We start from the raw sequence: 17,172 nt of genomic DNA, 5'->3' as shown, positions 1-17,172 counted from the left end.
CTGACACCGAGACTCCCGAGGTCGTACGAGACGGGGGATGCCCCAGCGGAGGAGACATGCCGGTACTTGCCAAGAAGGTCCTCACCTGGCTGTTCGTGGGTTTCCTGATCTTCTTCATCGCGTTCCGGCCGGACGGCGCCGCCGAGCTGGTCGAGACGATCGGGGCGGTGCTGATGGCGATCGCCCAGGGGATCGGTGACTTCCTGACCCGGCTGATGGCCTGACCGAAAGGGCTGCGGTCAGGCCAGCGCGGCGAGGGTCTCGGCGGCGACCTGGAGGTCCTCCCGGGGCTCGACGACAAGTACCGGCACCGCGGCACCCGGCGGCGAGACCAGCCCGTCGGTCTCCCGGTTGCCGCCCTGCGGCGGCGTGACGCCGAGCAGGCCGAGGCCGGCGCAGACGTCGTGCCGCACCTCGGGCTGGTCCCAGCCGATCTCGCCGGTGAAGACCAGCGCGTCGAGCCGGTCCAGGCTGGTGGCGGCGGCGGCCAGTTCACGACGTACCCGGTGGGCGTAGACCTCGAGGGCGAGTGCCGCCACCGGGTCGTCTCCGGCGGCGGCGACCAACTCGCGGGTGTCGTCGGAGCGGCCGGCGGAGAGGCCGAGCAGCCCGGACCGTGAGTTGAGCCCCTCGGAGAGTTCGGCGAGGCTGAGCCGGTCGTCGTCGAGCAGCCAGAGCAGCATGCCCGGGTCGACCGCGCCCGAGCGTTTCGACATCGGGATGCCGTCCAGCGGGGTGAACCCCATCGAGGTGTCGACGCTGCGGCCGTTCCGGACCGCGCAGACCGAGGCGCCGCCGCCGAGGTGGGCCAGCAGGAGTTGGAGGCCGTCCGCCGGCCGGTCGAGCAGTTCTGCGGCCCGGCGCAGCGCGTAGGCGTACGACAGGCCGTGGAAGCCGTACCGGCGCAGTCCCCACCGCCGGCGCCACTGCGCGGGCAGCGGGTAGGTGGCGGCGGCCGCCGGCAGGTGGGCGTGGAAGGCGGTGTCCGGGCAGAGCACCTGCGGCACGTCGGGCAGTTGCTCCCGGATCCGGTCCAGCAGGCGCAACGCGGGCGGCAGGTGCAGCGGGGCCAGCGTGGCGAGCCGGTCGAGGTCGGCCCGGAGCGCCTCGTCCACCCGGGTCGGGGTCCGGACCAGGTCACCACCGTGCACCAGCCGGTGGCCGACGGCGTCCGGCGCCGGGTGGGTGGCGAGGAATTCGTGTACCGCCCGGTCACCCTCGGGCGATCCGGGCGGCTCGGTCCGGGCCAGGCCGTCGATCACCTCGCCCGCCCGGACGTAGTCGAGCCGGAGGCTTGCCGACCCGCCGTTGACGGTGAGTACGACCGGCGGGTCCGGTCGCGGCCCGCTCGTTCCGGTCGGCATCCGTGCCTCCTTCGCCCCGTCAGGTCGTCGGTGTCCATCGGTTACCCAGACTGTCGCTCGCCACGCCCGACGTGCCTGCCGGTACGGCCTTTCCGAAATCATTTCGAGAACCTTTTCGAAACGAAGCAAGATCAACCGCTGTCACCTGTGACGCTCCGGGCTTCGCGTCATGTCCTCGTAATGCGCGCAACACCTTGCCGAAAACCTTTTCGTACGCCATCGTGTGCTGAACGCCGAAACCCACCACCGCCGATGTCACCGGCGGCCCCGGCGCCAAGAAATTGATCACCATCAATCACTTGAGCGAAGGAGGAGTCCGATGAGGCGATGGTGGCAGGCCCTCGCGCCGTTGCTGGCGCTGGGCCTGGTGTTCACCGGGATGGGAGTGGCGAAGGCCGCGCCCGGGGACAACCTGGCCTGGACCGCGACCGCGAGCGCGTCCTACACCTCACCCTGGGAGAGCGTCGCCGCGATCCGGGACGGCATAGACCCGACCACCTCGAACGACACCCAGAACCCGCGCTGGGGCACCTGGCCGAACACCGGAGAGCAGTGGGTGCTGCTCACCTGGACCCAGCCGCAGACCATCCGGGCCGCCGAGGTCTACTTCTTCGACGACAACGGCGGAGTACGCCTGCCCGCCTCCTGGCGGGTGCAGAGCTTCAACGGCAGCGGGTACGTCGACGTCGCCGGGGCCAGCGGCTATCCGATCGCGGCCAACCGCTACAACCTGGTCACCTTCAACGCGGTCAGCACCACCCGACTGCGGGTGCTGATGGTCAGCGGCGCCGGCTCGGTCGGCCTGCTGGAGGTCAAGGCGCACGCCCAGCCGCCCGGTACCGGCCCGACCAACCCGCCGACCACGCCACCCTCGTCCGGCTGGAATCCGCCGTCCAACCTGGTCACCCCGCTGGACGAGGTCTGGCGGCACCAGGAGCAGACCTACAACAACGGCAACCTGTACGGCTTCCGCAACTACGGCTGGGACCAGCTCTTCGCCAACCGGGGCTACGTGAACTACTGCGTCCGCTGGGACTCCTCGGCCAGCGTCACCGCCGCCCAGCGGGACCAGATCCACGCGACCCTGGCCCGGCAGCACAAGAAGTGGATCGACGTGATGGTCGGGCACGACGCGTTCCCGTACACCGACGTGCCGATCCGGGTCGTCGGCTGGGCGGTACGCGACCGGGCACAGCTCCAGTGGTCGGACACCTCGGTCGACATCTACGTCGGTGACATCCGGGAGAACGCCCCGCAGTGCGCGGCACCGTGCGGCCGGTTCTTCAACCAGAACGGCCAGTACCCGAACTGTCCCGGCGGCGCGGCCCGGCACTACGACCAGTCGCTCTGGCTGACCGACGGCTTCGGCGGCGGTGCCGGCGGCGACTGGGGCCAGCGGATGGGCCGCGAGTACTTCATGAACAACATCAACGCGGAGAACCTGCACATCCTGCTGCACGAGATCGGCCACACCTACGGGCTGGACGACTTCTACGACTGGACCCCGACCGGACAGTGCTGCTTCCTGATGAAGGCCGGCAGCGCCAGCTCGATCACCGAGTTCGACCGCTGGATGTTCCGGGACTGGTGGCGGCACCTGAAGAGCCGCTACGGCTACTGACCTGGTCGCTCGAACCAGGGTCGCCCGGCCGGTCCGGCCGAGCGACCCCGCCCCCGGAGGTGACCAACCATGCCCACACCCGCGCTGTCCCGCCGATCCCTGTTGCGGACCGGCGCCGCCGTCACGGTCGGTACCGCGGTGGCCGGCACGCTGCCGGCCGCGCCGGCCGCCGCGGCCCGGACCGCCAACAACCCGAGCGGCCGGTGACCCGACGTTCCGCCTGGCCACCACCCCCACACGGAACAGGAGAGCAGACAGTGCGCAGCAGACGATGGTTCCGGATCGCCGCCGGCGGGGTCGCCGGGTTGCTGGCCGGAGTCGGGCTGGTGATCCCGGCCGGTCCCGCCTCGGCGGCGAATCCGATCATCACCAGCATCTACACCGCCGACCCGGCCCCGCTGGTCGTCGGCAACACCATGTACATCTACGCCGGCCGGGACGAGGCGCCGGTCGGGGACAACAACTTCCGGATGCGGGAGTGGCACGTCCTCTCCTCGACCGACGCGAACACCTGGACCCAGCACGGCGCCCGGGCCTCGATCGCCACCTTTCCGTGGGCCGGTGCGGACGCCTGGGCCAGCGAGGTCGAGCCGCGCAACGGCAGGTACTACTGGTACACCTCGGTCAACGGCCGGGGCGCCGGCTGGATGGACACCGGGGTCGCGGTTGCGGACAGCCCGCTCGGCCCGTTCACCGACGCCAAGGGCGGGCCGCTGATCAGCGACAGCACCCCGAACTCCTCAGGGCTCAACATCGACCCGACGGTCTTCGTCGACGACGACGGGCAGGCGTACATCTACTGGGGTGGGTACTGGGGCGCCCGGGCGGCCCGGCTGAAGTCGAACATGATCGAGCTGGACGGGCCGGTGGTGACCCCGCAGGGGCTCGCCAACTTCTGGGAGGCCCCGTGGATGTTCAAGCGCAACGGCCTCTACTACATGATGTACGCCGCTAACGACACCAACGGCTGCGTCACCTCGTCCAGCTACGCCTGCCAGCGGTACGCCACCGCGACCAACCCGATGGGACCGTGGACGCACCGGGGCATCGTGCTCGGTCAGGTCTCCTCGACCACCAACCACGCCGGGGTGGTGGAGCTCAACGGTCAGTGGTACATGGTCTACCACACCGCTGACGCACCCGGTGGGGGTAACTTCCGCCGCTCGGTGGCGGTGGACCGGCTCTACTTCAACGCCGACGGCACCATGCAGCGGGTGGTGCAGACCGGCACCGGCCCTGGTCCGGGCCCAGGTCCGGGCGGCCCGCCGGCCTGGCGACCTCGGCGACCGCCTCCACCTCGCACGTCTCGGCCTGGGAGAGCCTGGCGGCGCTCAACAACGGCGGCGTACCGGTGAACGCGGCCGACCGGAGCAACCTGGCGTACGGCAACTGGCCGCAGCAGGGCACCCAGTGGGTCGAGTACACCTGGCCGTCGGCCCGGACCGTGAACCGGATCGCGACGTACTGGTTCGACGACGACCAGGGCATCGACCTGCCCGCCTCCTGCCAGGTGCAGTACTGGACCGGCAGCGCGTACGGAGGCGTGCCCGGACAGTCGAGTTGCGGGGTGGCCGGCAACACCTACAACGTCACCACCTTCAACTCCGTGAACACCACCCGGCTGCGGCTGAACATCACCTCCCGATCCGGCTTCTCCACCGGCCTGCTGGAGTGGCTCGCCTACCAGCCCTGACCCCCGGCCCGTCGTGGGACAGACCCCCTCCGCCCCGCGACGGGCCGGTCCATCCCCCCCACCACCGAACCCCCTTTGGAGGTGACCCCGATGCGTTTCGCACCGGGTAGCAAGCGGAGAGCCTGGGCCACCGGGCTGGCGGTCGTGTTGGCCACCGGTGCCCTGGTGGCGCCCGGTACGCCGGCCACGGCCGCGCAGACCATCGGCTTTCCGACGTTCACCGGACCGGCGATCCCGGTCCCGCCGGTCGGCTACAGCACCGGCAACACCATGCAGGCGATCTACGACGCCGAGAGCGGCGGCACCGACTTCTGGCTGGACCGGCTGCTGGCCCGGCCCGGCAACGACCCGGCCGGTGCCTGGCTGATGACCCGGGGCCGGGGCATGTTCATGTACACCCACAACCCGTCGGTGATCGGCTTCGGCGGCAACGCCGCCTACTGGGACAACATCAGCAGCCAGCACGCGTACTCGATCGCGGTCACCCCGGGCACCTTCACCGAGCAGGTCTCCAGCCGGTGGCAGTCGCCGAGCCACTGGCGGGGCGTCTACACCAGCGGGTCGGTCCGGGTCGAGGTGACGAAGTTCATCACCGCGCAGAACGTCGCGGTGACCAACCTGAACGTGCAGAACACCGGTTCCGGCTCGGCGACCGTGCAGTTGCGGGCCACCTCGCCGTACGCCACCACGGGCAGCGGCAGCGAGCTGACCGGGACCAGGGCGGTGAAGAACAACCTGACCACGCTCTATCCTCGGCTGTCCGGGGACGGGTTCACGGTCAGCTCGGGCGGGCTGAACCGGTCGGTGACGCTCGCCGCCGGGCAGTCGGTGAGCACGAAGGTGCAGCTCGGGTTCGTCGCCAACGAGATACCGGAGTCGCTGTCCGAGTACAACGCCTACCGGGGGTACACCCCGGCGACGGCGTTCGGCACGCACGTGCGGGCGTACAACAGGTGGTGGGCGGAGAACATCCCGTACATCGACGTGCCGGACGCGGCGATCAAGAAGAACATCTACTACCGCTGGTGGCTGATGCGCTTCAACTACCTGGACGTGGACATCCCCGGCCAGGACTTCCAGTTCCCGACCTCGGTCGAGGGGGCGCTCGGCTACAACAACGCGATCGTGCTGACCCAGCCGATGCACATCGACGACCTGAAGTACCTGCGCAACCCGGTCTACTCGTACGGGCCGTGGACCTCGGTCGGGCAGGTGTCCCGCAACGGCCGGTTCACCGACAACCCCGGTGACCCGGAGAACTGGTCGAACTCCTACACCCAGTACGTCTCCGAGGCGGCCTGGCGCAGCTACCAGATCCACGGCGGGCAGCCGGCGATCGCGGCGAACCTGGCCCGTTACGCCGAGCAGGACGTCAAGGGGCAGCTCGCCAGCTACGACACCAACAACAACGGGATCATCGAGTACGACTGGGGCGCGATGACCGGCAACGACGCCGACGCGGTGTCGTTCCACTGGCGTGCCGGCAACCTGGACCGGGCCGAGGGCGCGTACGTCTGGAGCAACGCGATGGCGGCGGTGCAGGCGTACACGCTGCTGGGGAACACGGCGAAGGCGAACGAGATGCAGACGATCGCCGACCGGATCCGCAACGGCATCGTCAACGTGCTGTGGAACCCGTCTCGGCAACTGCTGGAGCACAAGCACGTCGCCACCAACACGCACGTGCCGTGGAAGGAGATCAACAACTACTACCCGTACTCGGTCGGGCTGATGCCGAACACCGACCAGTACCGGCAGGCGCTGCGCCTCTACGACGACCCGGCGGAGTACCCGATCTTCCCGTTCTTCACCGCCAACCAGCGCGACAAGGCCGCGGCGGCCGCCGCCGGCCAGCCAGGCAGCAACAACTTCTCCACGATCAACTCGACAGTGCAGTTCCGGCTCTACTCCTCGGTGCTGCGCAACTATCCGAACCAGTGGATGACGGCGGAGAACTACAAGCAGTTGCTCTACTGGAACGCCTGGGCGCAGTACATCGGCGGCAACACCCAGTGGCCGGACGCCAACGAGTTCTGGGCGGACTGGAACCCGTCCTCCCGGACCATCGCCTATCGCTCCTGGATCCACCACAACATCCTGGGCAGCAGCAACTGGACGGTGGTCGAGGACGTCGCCGGGCTGCGGCCGCGCACCGACAACACGATCGAACTCTCGCCGATCGACATCGGCTGGTCGCACTTCGCGGTGAACAACCTGCGGTACCGCAACATGGACCTCAGCGTGGTCTGGGACGACCCGGCCGACGGGGTCACCAGGTACTCCGGGGTGCCGCAGGGCTACTCGGTCTATCTGAACGGCACCCGGGCGTTCACAGTGGACCGGCTCACCCGGGTGCTCTACACCCCGGCGACCGGCGCGGTCACCCTGCTCTCGGGCGGCACGACCAGCTTCAGCACCGCCGTCTCCGGACTGCAACTTCCGCAGCAGGTGGTGCAGAACAGCCCGAGGATGGTGGACATCTTCGCCAAGGCCGGCGCCGACCTCACCTCGAACACGCCGAACCTGGCGCAGGGCGCGACGGCGACCGCCTCGTACACCGCCGCCGGCACCGCCACCGGAGCGGCGGTGGACGGCTTCCCGATCAACGAACCGATCTGGGGCGCCTACGGGACCCCGAACGCCATCGACTCCTACGAGCTGAACTTCGGCCAGGCCCGGGCCGTGGACGAGGTACGGCTCTGGTTCCGCAACGACCGGGCGACGAACCGGTACCGGCCGCCGGCCTCGTACAACGTGCAGTACTACAACGGCAGCGCCTGGGTGAACGCCGCGTCCCAGGTCAGGACCCCCGGCACGCCGCAGTCCAACTACAACCGGGTCAGCTTCACCCCGGTCAGCACCGCCCGGCTGCGGGTGCAGTTCACCCACGCCTCCGGCTCGGCGAAGACCGGACTGACCGAGATCAAGGTCTACAACCGGGGCGGCACCAACCCGGATCCCGATCCCGATCCGGATCCCGACCCGGGCGGCAACGTGGCAGGGGCGGCGACGCCGTCCGCGTCGTACACCTCACCCTGGGAGAGCGTGGCCGCGCTGAACGACGGGATCGACCCACCCAACTCGAACGACACCGTCAACCCGCGCTGGGGCACCTGGCGGAACACCGGCGCGCAGTGGGCCGAGCTGACCTGGAAGACCAGCCGGACCCTGAACGCCGCCGAGATCTACTTCTTCGACGACAACGGTGGGGTGCGGGTACCGGCCTCCTGGAAACTCCAGTACTGGACCGGCAGCGCCTACGCCGACGTGCCCGGTGCCAGTGGCTATCCGATCGCGGTCAACCAGTACAACCGGGTGACCTTCCCGAGTGTCGGCACCACCCGGCTGCGGGTGGCGCTCACCAGCGGCCAGGGCTCGGTGGGGCTGTTGGAGGTGAAGGCGTACAGCCCCTGAGCCCGGCCGCCTCCGAACCAACCCCGCACAGGGCCGCCCGGACGTCCCACCAGGGCGTCCGGGCGGTCCGGGTACTCCGCAGCGCACCCACCCCTGACGGGGGTACGAGTTGTCGGCCACTTCCAGGCCATGTGACCATTGCCGCCGGAGCAAGGAGGCACACCATGACCGAGCCGAACGCGGGCACGGACCCGGAGTCGGAGCTCGGCGACGGCCAGCCGGACTGTGCCGGTGAGCACGTCCAGGCCTGTACGGTTCGCGAGGTTCTGGACCGGGTGGGCGGTAAGTGGAGCATCGGGATCATCATCGAGGCGAGTCGGGGACCGATCCGCTTCACCGAGCTGGAACGCTCGGTCGAGGGGATCAGCCGGCGGATGCTCACCCTCACCCTGCGCAACCTCGAACGCGACGGGCTGCTGGTCCGGACCACCTACCCCACGGTCCCGCCCCGGGTCGAGTACGTGGCGACCGAGATGGCCCGGGAACTCTACGACTCGCTGCTGGTACTGACCCGCTGGGCGGAACGGCACCGGCAGGCGATCGCCGCCGCCCGGGAGGCGTACGACCGCCGGCACGGAGTCGCCTGACCTCGACCGGCAAGGCCCGTCAGCGCTCGTTCGGGTCGATCGGTAGGGCCCGTCAGCGCTCGTTCGGGTCGATCCTGGCCCGCACGTCGGCGTGCTCGGCGAGCAGGTGCAGCAGGTTGGAGCCGTCGATCAGCTCCAGCGGCTTGCCGGAGGCGAACTCGAACGACTCCGGCCCGTAGCCGCTCGTCGTCACCAGGATGCCCTTGGTCGCCCCCTCGCCCAGTACGGTGCCGAAGAGATCCCGTACCGCCGAGACGTCCATCGTGCCCCGGTCGCGGCGGGCCTGGATCACCACCTTGCCACCGAAGATCGGCCGGGGGTCGAACGCCACGCAGTCGATGCCGCCGTCCGGCGCGGTCCGGGTTGTCCGGGTCTCCAACCCGAGGTTGCCGAAGAGTTTCCGGATCAGCTCCTCGAACTCGGTTCGGCTCAGCTTGTGCAGATTGGGACGGTGGTCCAGGTCGGCGAGCACGTCCACCTCGTCGACGAAGCGCTTGTCGACCACGTCGAACTCCAGCACCGGGTGTACCGGAACCAGGTCCTCGGGCCGGGGCGACAGGGTGGCCCGCAGGTGCCGCAGGCAGGCGGCCGGGTCGACCTTGGCAAGGTTGATGGCGGTGAAGGCGTCCCGGCTGGTCCGCAGGGTCACCAGGCAGGGCCGGACCGCCTGCCCGGTGCCCGGGTGGGTGGTCTCGACGATGCCGTTGAAGACGATCGTCTCGACCAACCGCGTCCGGTCGGCCTCGAAGAGTTCGTGCACGGTACGCAGCGCCACCTGGGTGATCACGTCGGCGTACCGCTGCCGGATCTCGTCCGCCGGGCGGGCCACGGTCTGCACCTCGTCACCGGCCTTGACGTATCGGTATTCCCGCACCTTCGGCACGACCGCGACCGTCGGCAGCAGGTATTCCACCACGATCAGCCGGGAGTCCGGGACGTAGGCGAGCCGGTAGCGCTGTGGGAAGTCCTCCGGATAGACCGAGTTGCCGAGCACCAGCCCGAAGTACTTCACCACGGCGTTCGGCTCGGCGGCGGCGAGCGCGGCGCCGAACTTCTCGATCTCGGCGTTGTGGCTGGCGACCTGGGCGTCGAGCTGCTGGCAGTGCTTGTCGTACTTGCGGCGGGCCTGGGCGAGTCGCTGCTGCCGGGCCGTCTCGCCGGCCGTGTGCTTGGCCTTGGCCTTCTCGAACGCCTGCTCCGCCTCGGTGAGCAACTGTTGGTAGCGGGCCTCACCGCCGAACATCTTGCCGAGCGCGTTCGGCTCCGGCGGCGCGAACCGGCGCCAGTCCGGCGCCCGCAGCGGCACGCCCAGCTCACCCGGCCTGAACTCCGGATAGCTTGCCTGCTTCTTCAGCCGTTCGAGGTCGATGTGGTCGTCGATGGCCAGGGTGGTCTGGAGCAGGTTGTCCAGCTCGTCCAACTGGGACTGGAGGTTGGCGTTGGCGGCCTTGACCCGGGCCGCCCGGGCCTCGACGTAGAGCCGTCGGCGTTCCCGCTCGTCGGCCTGTGCCGCCCGCTCGGCGGTCTCCCGGGCGCGCTCGGCCTCCCAGAGCATCTGCTGGTGCTGCTGGTACGGGGTGGTCGATGCCCGCTGCTGTGCGTGCACCTGCTGTGCGTGTGCCCGCTGCATCTGCCCCATGACGCCCATGTATTTCCCCGATCAGCCGTCCAGCACCGATCACTCTCAGTGACCGGTGGCGTTCCGTGCCCCGAGCTGACGCCCCTCTCTCCGGCGTACCGTCGACCACCATCGCTTCGATGCACATTTTCGTCTCAAGGCAACGGGCGCGTCCAGCGGGGACCCCAGGGTAGCCGCCGGGGCGAAGTGCCCGTACCTGACGCAAAACGCCCCTGGTGGCGGCAGGGGTGGCCGGGCGGGCGGCCGGGGCCGGCGGTGCTAGGGTGCCCCGGGTGACCGACGCAGATGTGCACCTCGCCGCCCAGCCGCGCCTAGACACCGTCGTGACGGAGTTCTCCACCGACGCGCGGCGGCTGCGCAGCGAATACGCCGGGATGGCCTGGATCGGCGACCGACCGGATCCGGAGAGCGGCCAGTTGGGTCCCGACTACCGGCAGCGGAACGTGGACTCGCAGCTCTTCCTGCCCGACACCCACTGGTACGACGTGGACGCGCTCGACGACGTCGAGGTGCAGGTCACCGCGGGTCTGCTCCAGGTGGCCGGCACCGCGCTGCGCACCCAGGGGCTGGTCGGGGCCATCGCCGAGCCGGTGGTCGAGTTCTTCGAGCACCCGGAAGGGCTCCCGGGGGTGGGGATCTGCCTCGACCTGCGCGGTCAGATCTTCTCCAACCTCGGCGTCTCCTACCGGGTGACCGTGCTCTGCGCCCCCGAGGCGGTACTCCGACGAGGCGAGATCGTCCAGCCCGACGAGGAGACCGACGAGACCGATACCGCCGACTGATCCACCCGTCCCGTCACCCGTCCCGCCCGCGCGAGCGGGCGGGGGTGCTCGGGTAACCGCCGGTGGGCCGGGGTCACTCGGGTAGCCACGGGTGGGGCGGGGTCACTCGCGCAACCGCCAGGCCCGGCCGGTGCTCGGCGCCCGCTCGCTCGGGGGCGCGGCCGAGGTCGCCGTGCCGGCGGACGTGCCGGACGACGCCGGGTCGGTCGTTCCGGCGGCGGTGTCCGCTGCGGGCGCGGCGCCGCCTGACCCGGGCGCGGCCCCGTCCGTTCCGGGCGCGGCCCCGTCCGTTCCGGGCGTGGCGGCGTCCGATGCGGGTGCGGCGTCCGCTCGGTCGGGGTCACCGGTCCCGGGACGGGAACGGCGTAGGTACAGCCAGGCGGCGACGGTCAGCCCGAGGATCAGCCCGACGACCAGGCCGGTGGTCAGCGAGCCGGAATCCTGGTCCGGGTCGTCGGCGGTCGCGTCGCCGTTCGGGGGCGCCGCCACGGCGGTCGGGTCGGTCGCGGCGCTCGGGTCGGTCCCGGGCGGCGGCGCCAGGGTCAGCACCGGCGCCGGGAAGTCCGGCTGCGGGACCTCGTCCGAGGGCGGCTGGTTCCAGTTCGTCACGTGGCCGTCCGAGTACGTCTGCGTCACCTCGAAGGTCATCTGGTCGGTCTGCGGCATCGGGCCGAGCGAGACCACCAGCTCGGCCGGAGCACCGCCCGCCGCCGGGGCACCGGACCGGGTCCAGACGATGCTGGCGACCACCTCGGTGACCTGGCCGTGGTGGATCCCGCCGAGCGTCTGGTCGACCTTGCGCATCGTCATCCGGGGCGCCCACTGCGGGTCAGACATCGGGTACGTCTCCGCGACCGGAGCCGACTCCGGCATCGACAACTCGATTCTGGTGGTGTACGCCGGTGCCCGGTCCTCGGTGACCCGGAAGGTCAGCTTCGCCGCCGCACCCTGTACGGCCTGCCCCGGCGTCACCGTCACGTCGGCGGTCGCGGCCCCGGCGCCGAGGGTGCTCCCCGCGACGGCAGCGGCGAGCAGGGCGACGACCCAGCACCTTGCCCTGTGGCGCACAGCAGAAGTCCCTTCGTCCGGCCGATACCCCTGACAGTTCGGCTCCCGAGCGATAGTTCGGGTCCCGAGCGAAAAAGGTTCAATCAACGGGCCGGTATGTTACGCCGGCCGCTCGGAGGTGTGTCGGCAACCGGTTAACGGTTATCTTCCAGAAGGTCCGATTTTCATCTGATAGTTGGCGGTCGGCCCGGATCCTGGGTGGAGCTGCGACGTTAGGAAGGACATGCATCGACGCGTACGCCCGCTTCTCGTCGCGGCCGCCTCGCTGGCCGCCATCCTCCTCGGCACCTCCTGCGGAGCCGAGCCGGACGCCGGCACCCCGCCAGCGGCCCAGGACACCGCCACCGCCACGCACGGCGGGCCACACGGCACAGTCGACATTCCACCGGCCGCGCCGCTGCGCTCCGGCGAGCGCTTCCTCACCCTGAACATGGCGCAGCCGTACCGGCCGGCCGCGCCGAACGGCGGCACCGACGAGTACCGGTGCTTCCTGGTCGACCCGGGGCTCACCGAGGAGGCGTTCCTGACCGGCAGCCAGTTCCTGCCGCAGAACGGCGCGATGGTGCACCACGCCATCCTCTTCCGGCTCGACCCGACCGAGGCGGCGTCGGCCCGCAAACTCGACGCGGAAACCCCGGGCGACGGCTGGACCTGCTTCGGCGACGCCGGGATCGGTGAGGCGGCCTGGGTCGCGCACTGGGCGCCGGGCGCCAACGAGACACTCCTCGCGCCGGGGCTCGGCTATCCGATGCCGCCGGGCAGCCAGCTCGTGATGCAGGTGCACTACAACCTGATCGACGTCCGGGCCGCCGGTGACGACACCGACCGCTCCGGCGTCCGGCTGCGCCTCGTCGGCGGCCTCGAGGAGGTCGAGCCACTGGTCACCGAGTTGCTGGCCGCCCCGGTCGAACTGCCCTGCGCCGCCGACGAACGCGGCGAGCTGTGCCAGCGCGAGGCGGCGGTGCGGGACGTACGGCAGCGGTTCGGCGCGGAGACGGGCGAGCAGGCGGAGCGACTCAACAGGTACTGCAACGGAGGTCGTGCCCCGGCCGCCGGCAGTACCCAGCACTGCGACCACCCGGTCGACAGGGCCGGCCTGGCGCACGCGGTCGCCGGTCACATGCACCTGCTCGGCCGGACGATCAGGGTGGAGCTGAACCCCGGCACCCCGAGGGCGCGGACCCTGCTCGACATCCCCAGCTACGACTTCGACCAGCAGGCCATCCGGCCGCTGCCGCAACCGGTCGCGATCAAGCCTGGCGACGTCCTCCGGGTCACCTGCAGTCACGACGTGACGCTCCGGCAACGGCTGCCGCAACTGCGCAACCTGCCACCCCGGTACGTGGTCTGGGCCGACGGCACCAGCGACGAGATGTGTCTGGGCATCCTCGTGATGTCCCGACCCGACTGACCCACCCGGTCCCGCCGCAACGTCGTGCTGCGGCGGGACTCGGGCGTCCCCGGCGGTGGCCGCTCGGGCGTGCTCACTCCGTCGAGGATGGGCGTGCTCAGGCCGTCGAGAGTGGGGCGTGCTCAGGCGCCGTCGAGGGGTGTCGGGCGTGCTCAGGCCATCGAGACGTCGAGGGCGGCCGACCGGACGTCCGGCACCGGATGGCGGCGCAGCCGGTGCAGCAGCTCCCGCCACGGCTGGCTCCAGCCGTACCGGCCGCCGGCCTGGGCCAGTGCCAGTGCGAAGAGCGCCCCGGCCAGGTCGGTCCGGTCGGCGAGCCGGCCCGCCGCGTCGAGCAGGACGGCACCGGACGGCACACCGGTACCGGTGGCCACCCGCGCGCCGACCTGTGCGGCGAGCCGGTCCGCCAGCACCGGCCGGTCGGCGAGCAGTCCGGCAAGCGCGGCGAGATCCGCGACCAGTTCGTCGGGTACCTCGGTCTCCAGCCGGACGAGCCGCGCGAAGAGCCGCCCGGCGGCCGGTACGAACTCCGGCTCCGCCGCGAGTAGCCGGGCGGCTGCCACGACCGGCTCCCGGTCCCGCTCCGGCCCGGTGTCGGCCCAGTCGAGCGCAACCTCCACCAGTGCCTCGATCCGGCGTCGCGCCGGCCGGTCGAGGGCCGGGCCACCCGGATCGGTGTCGGCGCCGTTCAGCCGGACCAGTGCCGCCAGCGCGGCGACCAGCGGACCCGGGCGGGCCGTCGTGTCCGCCGTCGGCTGGTCGACCGGCTCCGAGCCCTCATCTGTCGGACCGGCGGCGGTCGACACGTCGAGCAGCCGGCCGACGGTGTTCACCACGGTCGGCCAGAGCTGCTCGCTGCGCAGGTCGGCCACGGCCGCGACGACCACCGGGACGAGGTCGTCGGCCCAGGGCGCCCACTGCGGCAGTGCCACAAAGGCCACCCTCGCCACCATCGGGTCGGGATGGTCGCAGGCGCGTACCACAAGCGTGGCGTACCTGCGGCGGTGGCTGGCCGAGGTCGCCTCCGCCTGCTGTGCCAGTACGGCGAGCAGTTCCTCCCGGCTCCCCTCGGCGGCCTGCTCGACGATCTGCCAGCTTTCCGGCTGGTCCAGCCGCAACCGGGCGGCGGAAACGACCGCGGCCCGGACATCGCGGTGCTGGCCCTGCTGCCGCCAGGCGTCCCACAGCGGCCGCATCGACTCCGGCCCGCCGAACCGGGCCAGCAGCCGGAGCGCCTCCTTGCGACTGGTCACCTTGCCGCGCCCGGTCGCGATCTCCCCGAGAGTCCCCGCCAGCATCGACGGTGCGACGAACCGTGCGGCCCGGCCGGCGGCGTAGGTGGCGACCCGGGCCCGGTCGCTGTCGGCGTGGCCGAGCAGGATCGGCAGCGCCTCGGCAGGCCGGTCGGTCCAGGGCAGCGCCCCGAGCGCCGCCTCGGCGAGGTTGACGTTCGGCGAGTCGACCCAGCGGGTGACGAACGGCAGGCCCAGCTCGGGCACCTGGGCGGCGGCGGCGATCGCCTGCACGCGGGTGTGCACCGGGGTGCCGGCGTCGGCGGTGACCTGTTTCAGCAGCTCCACCAGGGCACGCTGCTGGCGCGGGAGCCAGCGTCCGGCGTACCGGGCCGACGGGGGTGTCCACCGGGTGCCGGCGCTGAGGAACTTTCCGGCCGGTACCGGGCCGGGCAGCACCAGGTCGAGCAGGTCGGTGCGGCTGGCGGCGACGATCTGCCACACCTCGTTGATCTCTATCGTCGACGGGTCGACCCGAAGCACCTCGGCGACCCGTTCCGAGCGGGTCGCCGGGTCGTCGAGCCAGAGCCGGACCGCATCCTGGAACTCGTTGAAGACCACCGCCGGATCGATCGCCCGGCGCAGCAGTTGTTGCAACTCCGGCACGTGCCAGGCGCGCCGGCCGAGCATCCGGGCCACGGCGGCGACCGGCTGGTGGCTGCCGCGCTCGATGGCGCGATCCAGCCAGGGCCGTACGATCGCGAAGAAGTCGTGTTCCTGCCCCCGGCGCAGGCCGGTGTCGAGCCGGCCGAGCCACGGCAGCCGGCGATCGTCGTAGAGCCGCTCGAAGGTCCGCAGTGACCACCGCACCAGCGCCGAGCGGTCCGGATGGTGCCGCAGCACCGCCACCGCCAGCGTGCTGAGGGCGCCGAGACTGGCCCCCGACGCATCCCGGGCTCCGGCGGTGTCGGCCGCGATTTGGTCCAGCGTGGCGGGCGAGGCGGAGCTGAGCAGTCGGGGCATCGCGGCGAGTGCCAGCAGGGCACGGCTGCGGACCGGATCCTGCTCGTTGCGCAGCCGGAGCAGCCGGTCGACGGCGTCGGCGACGGCCGCCGGATCGGCGCTGCGCGCGGCGGCGGCCAGCAGCAGTTCGTAGCCGGTGGCCCGGTCGTCGGCATCGGCCCGCCGCAGCGCCGCCGACAGCGCCGGCTCCGCCTCCGGCCAAGGCAGCTGCGCCGTGTACCGCAGCGTCTCTGCCTCGTCCTCGGCGATCTTCGGCAGCGCCAGGATGCGCCGTGCCTCCCGGTGCCGCCACGCGTGCGGCAGCACCGTCAGCACCTGATCGGAGAGGAGCAGGTGGGTGCGGTCCAACTGTGCCGTCGCGGCGTCGTAGAGGGTTCCCCGGTGCCGGGGCGGCAGGGCGGCGAGCAGTCGGGTGAACCCGGCGTCGTCGTCCCGGAGCCGCTCGGCGAGGAGCACCAGTTCGGCCGGGTCGCGTCGACCGAGCCGATCGAGCAGGGCGCTCGGCAGCCGGGCGTGCCGGAGCCAGCCCGCGCGGGCGGGATCGGTGAGCAGCCGGAGCACCCGGGCCGGGTCGGCGGCGGCCAGCACCCCGTAGCCGGCGAGGTCGCCGGGGAGCCAGCCGGTCGGGGCGTACCGGTCGAGCAGGTCCAGGATCCGCCCCGGCGCGCGGTCGGCGCAGCGCAGCAGATGGTGGCCGTGCCGCCCCCACCACCGTTGCCGGGCCGGCGCGTCGAGCCCGGCCAGCACCTGTTCCGCGTGGTCGAGCATGATCTCCCGGTGCCGGCGGAGCAGCCCGGACCAGTTGTGGATCACGTGGTCGAGTTCGGGCAGCAGCCGCCGTACCGTCTCCGCACCGCAGCCGGGCAGCAGTCGGGCCGCCTCGGCGTCGCCGTAGCGGTCGCGTACCACGTCGATCAGCGCCTCGGCCCGGTCGCTGTGCCGGGACCGGGCGAGCGTCCGGCAGACGAGCCGGCGGTGCGCCGCCGACGCGTCGGCCACCAGCGCGACCAGGTCGTCGGCGTCGAGCCGGTCGGCCCGCAGCGCGGCCCGGAGCGCGGTGCCCCGGATCGACGGGTCAGGGTCGGCGAGCGCCGCGGCGATGCCGGCCGCGTCGCGGCCGATCAGCGCCATCGTCAACGCCAGGTGGCGCTGGTACCGGTCGCCGCCGCGCAACTGGGCGAGTACGTCGGGAAGGGTGCCGTCGCCGGCCATCGCCCGTACCGCCGGAGCCAGTCGACGGAGCCGTTGCGGGTAGGGCAGGGGATCCAGTTCGCGGAGCAGCCGCTCGGCAGGGGTGGTGGTGGACACGTGATCATTGTGCCGAGCCGCCCTTCGCGG

The 17,172-nt window shown here is 71.4% G+C and carries 14 protein-coding genes; 9 read left to right on the top strand and 5 right to left on the bottom strand.

What is annotated here, in order from left to right; genetic code table 11:
* Positions 1 to 56 precede the first annotated feature (56 nt).
* Positions 57 to 224, top strand: coding sequence for a hypothetical protein (locus CLT71_RS37385; RefSeq protein ID WP_165436734.1), 168 nt, complete (start codon positions 57 to 59; stop codon positions 222 to 224).
* Positions 225 to 239: 15 nt separating this feature from the next.
* Here the strand turns inward: CLT71_RS37385 and CLT71_RS06245 are convergent, their stop codons facing one another.
* Together CLT71_RS06245 and CLT71_RS36370 are read right to left on the bottom strand one after the other, a co-directional pair.
* Entirely contained in the window at positions 240 to 1,364 is a 1,125-nt protein-coding gene (locus CLT71_RS06245; RefSeq protein WP_101366265.1) for an acetate and sugar kinases/Hsc70/actin family protein, read from the bottom strand.
* Between the two features lie 19 nt (positions 1,365 to 1,383).
* Positions 1,384 to 1,659 carry a hypothetical protein gene (locus CLT71_RS36370; RefSeq protein WP_143743379.1) on the bottom strand — a complete coding sequence of 92 codons (276 nt, stop codon included), beginning with the start codon at positions 1,657 to 1,659 and terminating at the stop codon, positions 1,384 to 1,386.
* 24 nt (positions 1,660 to 1,683) lie between these two features.
* Here CLT71_RS36370 and CLT71_RS37810 point away from each other — a divergent pair, with 24 nt between their 5' ends.
* The 6 genes from CLT71_RS37810 (at position 1,684) to CLT71_RS06225 (ending at position 8,679) form a co-directional block, all read left to right on the top strand.
* The gene (locus CLT71_RS37810) at positions 1,684 to 2,985 is read left to right on the top strand and encodes a cellulose-binding protein (RefSeq protein ID WP_486483085.1); all 1,302 of its coding nucleotides are present in this window, start codon (positions 1,684 to 1,686) and stop codon (positions 2,983 to 2,985) included.
* A 69-nt stretch (positions 2,986 to 3,054) separates the two neighbouring features.
* Entirely contained in the window at positions 3,055 to 3,192 is a 138-nt protein-coding gene (locus CLT71_RS36365) for a twin-arginine translocation signal domain-containing protein (RefSeq protein ID WP_143743378.1), read from the top strand.
* Positions 3,193 to 3,242: 50 nt separating this feature from the next.
* Positions 3,243 to 4,340 (top strand): glycoside hydrolase family 43 protein, encoded by a 1,098-nt coding sequence (locus CLT71_RS06235; RefSeq protein WP_199187528.1) that lies wholly within the window; start codon positions 3,243 to 3,245, stop codon positions 4,338 to 4,340.
* Positions 4,337 to 4,678: a hypothetical protein gene (locus tag CLT71_RS37380; RefSeq protein ID WP_199187527.1), complete on the top strand. Its 342-nt coding sequence runs from the start codon at positions 4,337 to 4,339 to the stop codon at positions 4,676 to 4,678. The genes CLT71_RS06235 and CLT71_RS37380 overlap by 4 nt, the downstream gene beginning before the upstream one ends.
* 90 nt (positions 4,679 to 4,768) lie before the next feature.
* Positions 4,769 to 8,092: an MGH1-like glycoside hydrolase domain-containing protein gene (locus CLT71_RS06230; protein ID WP_101371196.1), complete on the top strand. Its 3,324-nt coding sequence runs from the start codon at positions 4,769 to 4,771 to the stop codon at positions 8,090 to 8,092.
* 164 nt (positions 8,093 to 8,256) lie between these two features.
* Entirely contained in the window at positions 8,257 to 8,679 is a 423-nt protein-coding gene (locus CLT71_RS06225; RefSeq protein ID WP_101366264.1) for a winged helix-turn-helix transcriptional regulator, read from the top strand.
* A gap of 52 nt (positions 8,680 to 8,731) precedes the next feature.
* On the opposite strand, the gene CLT71_RS06220 is transcribed toward CLT71_RS06225, so the two are convergent.
* Positions 8,732 to 10,318: a restriction endonuclease gene (locus CLT71_RS06220; protein WP_158242182.1), complete on the bottom strand. Its 1,587-nt coding sequence runs from the start codon at positions 10,316 to 10,318 to the stop codon at positions 8,732 to 8,734.
* A gap of 272 nt (positions 10,319 to 10,590) precedes the next feature.
* Here CLT71_RS06220 and CLT71_RS06215 point away from each other — a divergent pair, with 272 nt between their 5' ends.
* The gene (locus CLT71_RS06215) at positions 10,591 to 11,100 is read left to right on the top strand and encodes a hypothetical protein (protein WP_143743377.1); all 510 of its coding nucleotides are present in this window, start codon (positions 10,591 to 10,593) and stop codon (positions 11,098 to 11,100) included.
* Between the two features lie 102 nt (positions 11,101 to 11,202).
* Here CLT71_RS06215 and CLT71_RS06210 read toward each other — a convergent pair whose 3' ends face one another.
* Complete coding sequence (locus CLT71_RS06210) at positions 11,203 to 12,168, bottom strand: YcnI family protein (RefSeq protein ID WP_158242181.1); 966 nt, start codon at positions 12,166 to 12,168, stop codon at positions 11,203 to 11,205.
* Between the two features lie 223 nt (positions 12,169 to 12,391).
* Between CLT71_RS06210 and CLT71_RS06205 the strand changes: the two genes are divergently transcribed.
* On the top strand, positions 12,392 to 13,579 hold the full coding sequence (locus CLT71_RS06205) for a monooxygenase (protein WP_101366260.1): 1,188 nt from the start codon (positions 12,392 to 12,394) through the stop codon (positions 13,577 to 13,579).
* A gap of 152 nt (positions 13,580 to 13,731) precedes the next feature.
* Here CLT71_RS06205 and CLT71_RS06200 read toward each other — a convergent pair whose 3' ends face one another.
* Positions 13,732 to 17,142 (bottom strand): hypothetical protein, encoded by a 3,411-nt coding sequence (locus tag CLT71_RS06200; protein WP_486483084.1) that lies wholly within the window; start codon positions 17,140 to 17,142, stop codon positions 13,732 to 13,734.
* Positions 17,143 to 17,172: the final 30 nt, after the last annotated feature.

This window comes from Plantactinospora sp. CNZ320 (genome assembly GCF_002846275.1).
The sequence above is the reverse complement of the archived record's forward strand: the minus strand, read 5'-3'. Positions and strand labels throughout refer to the sequence as shown.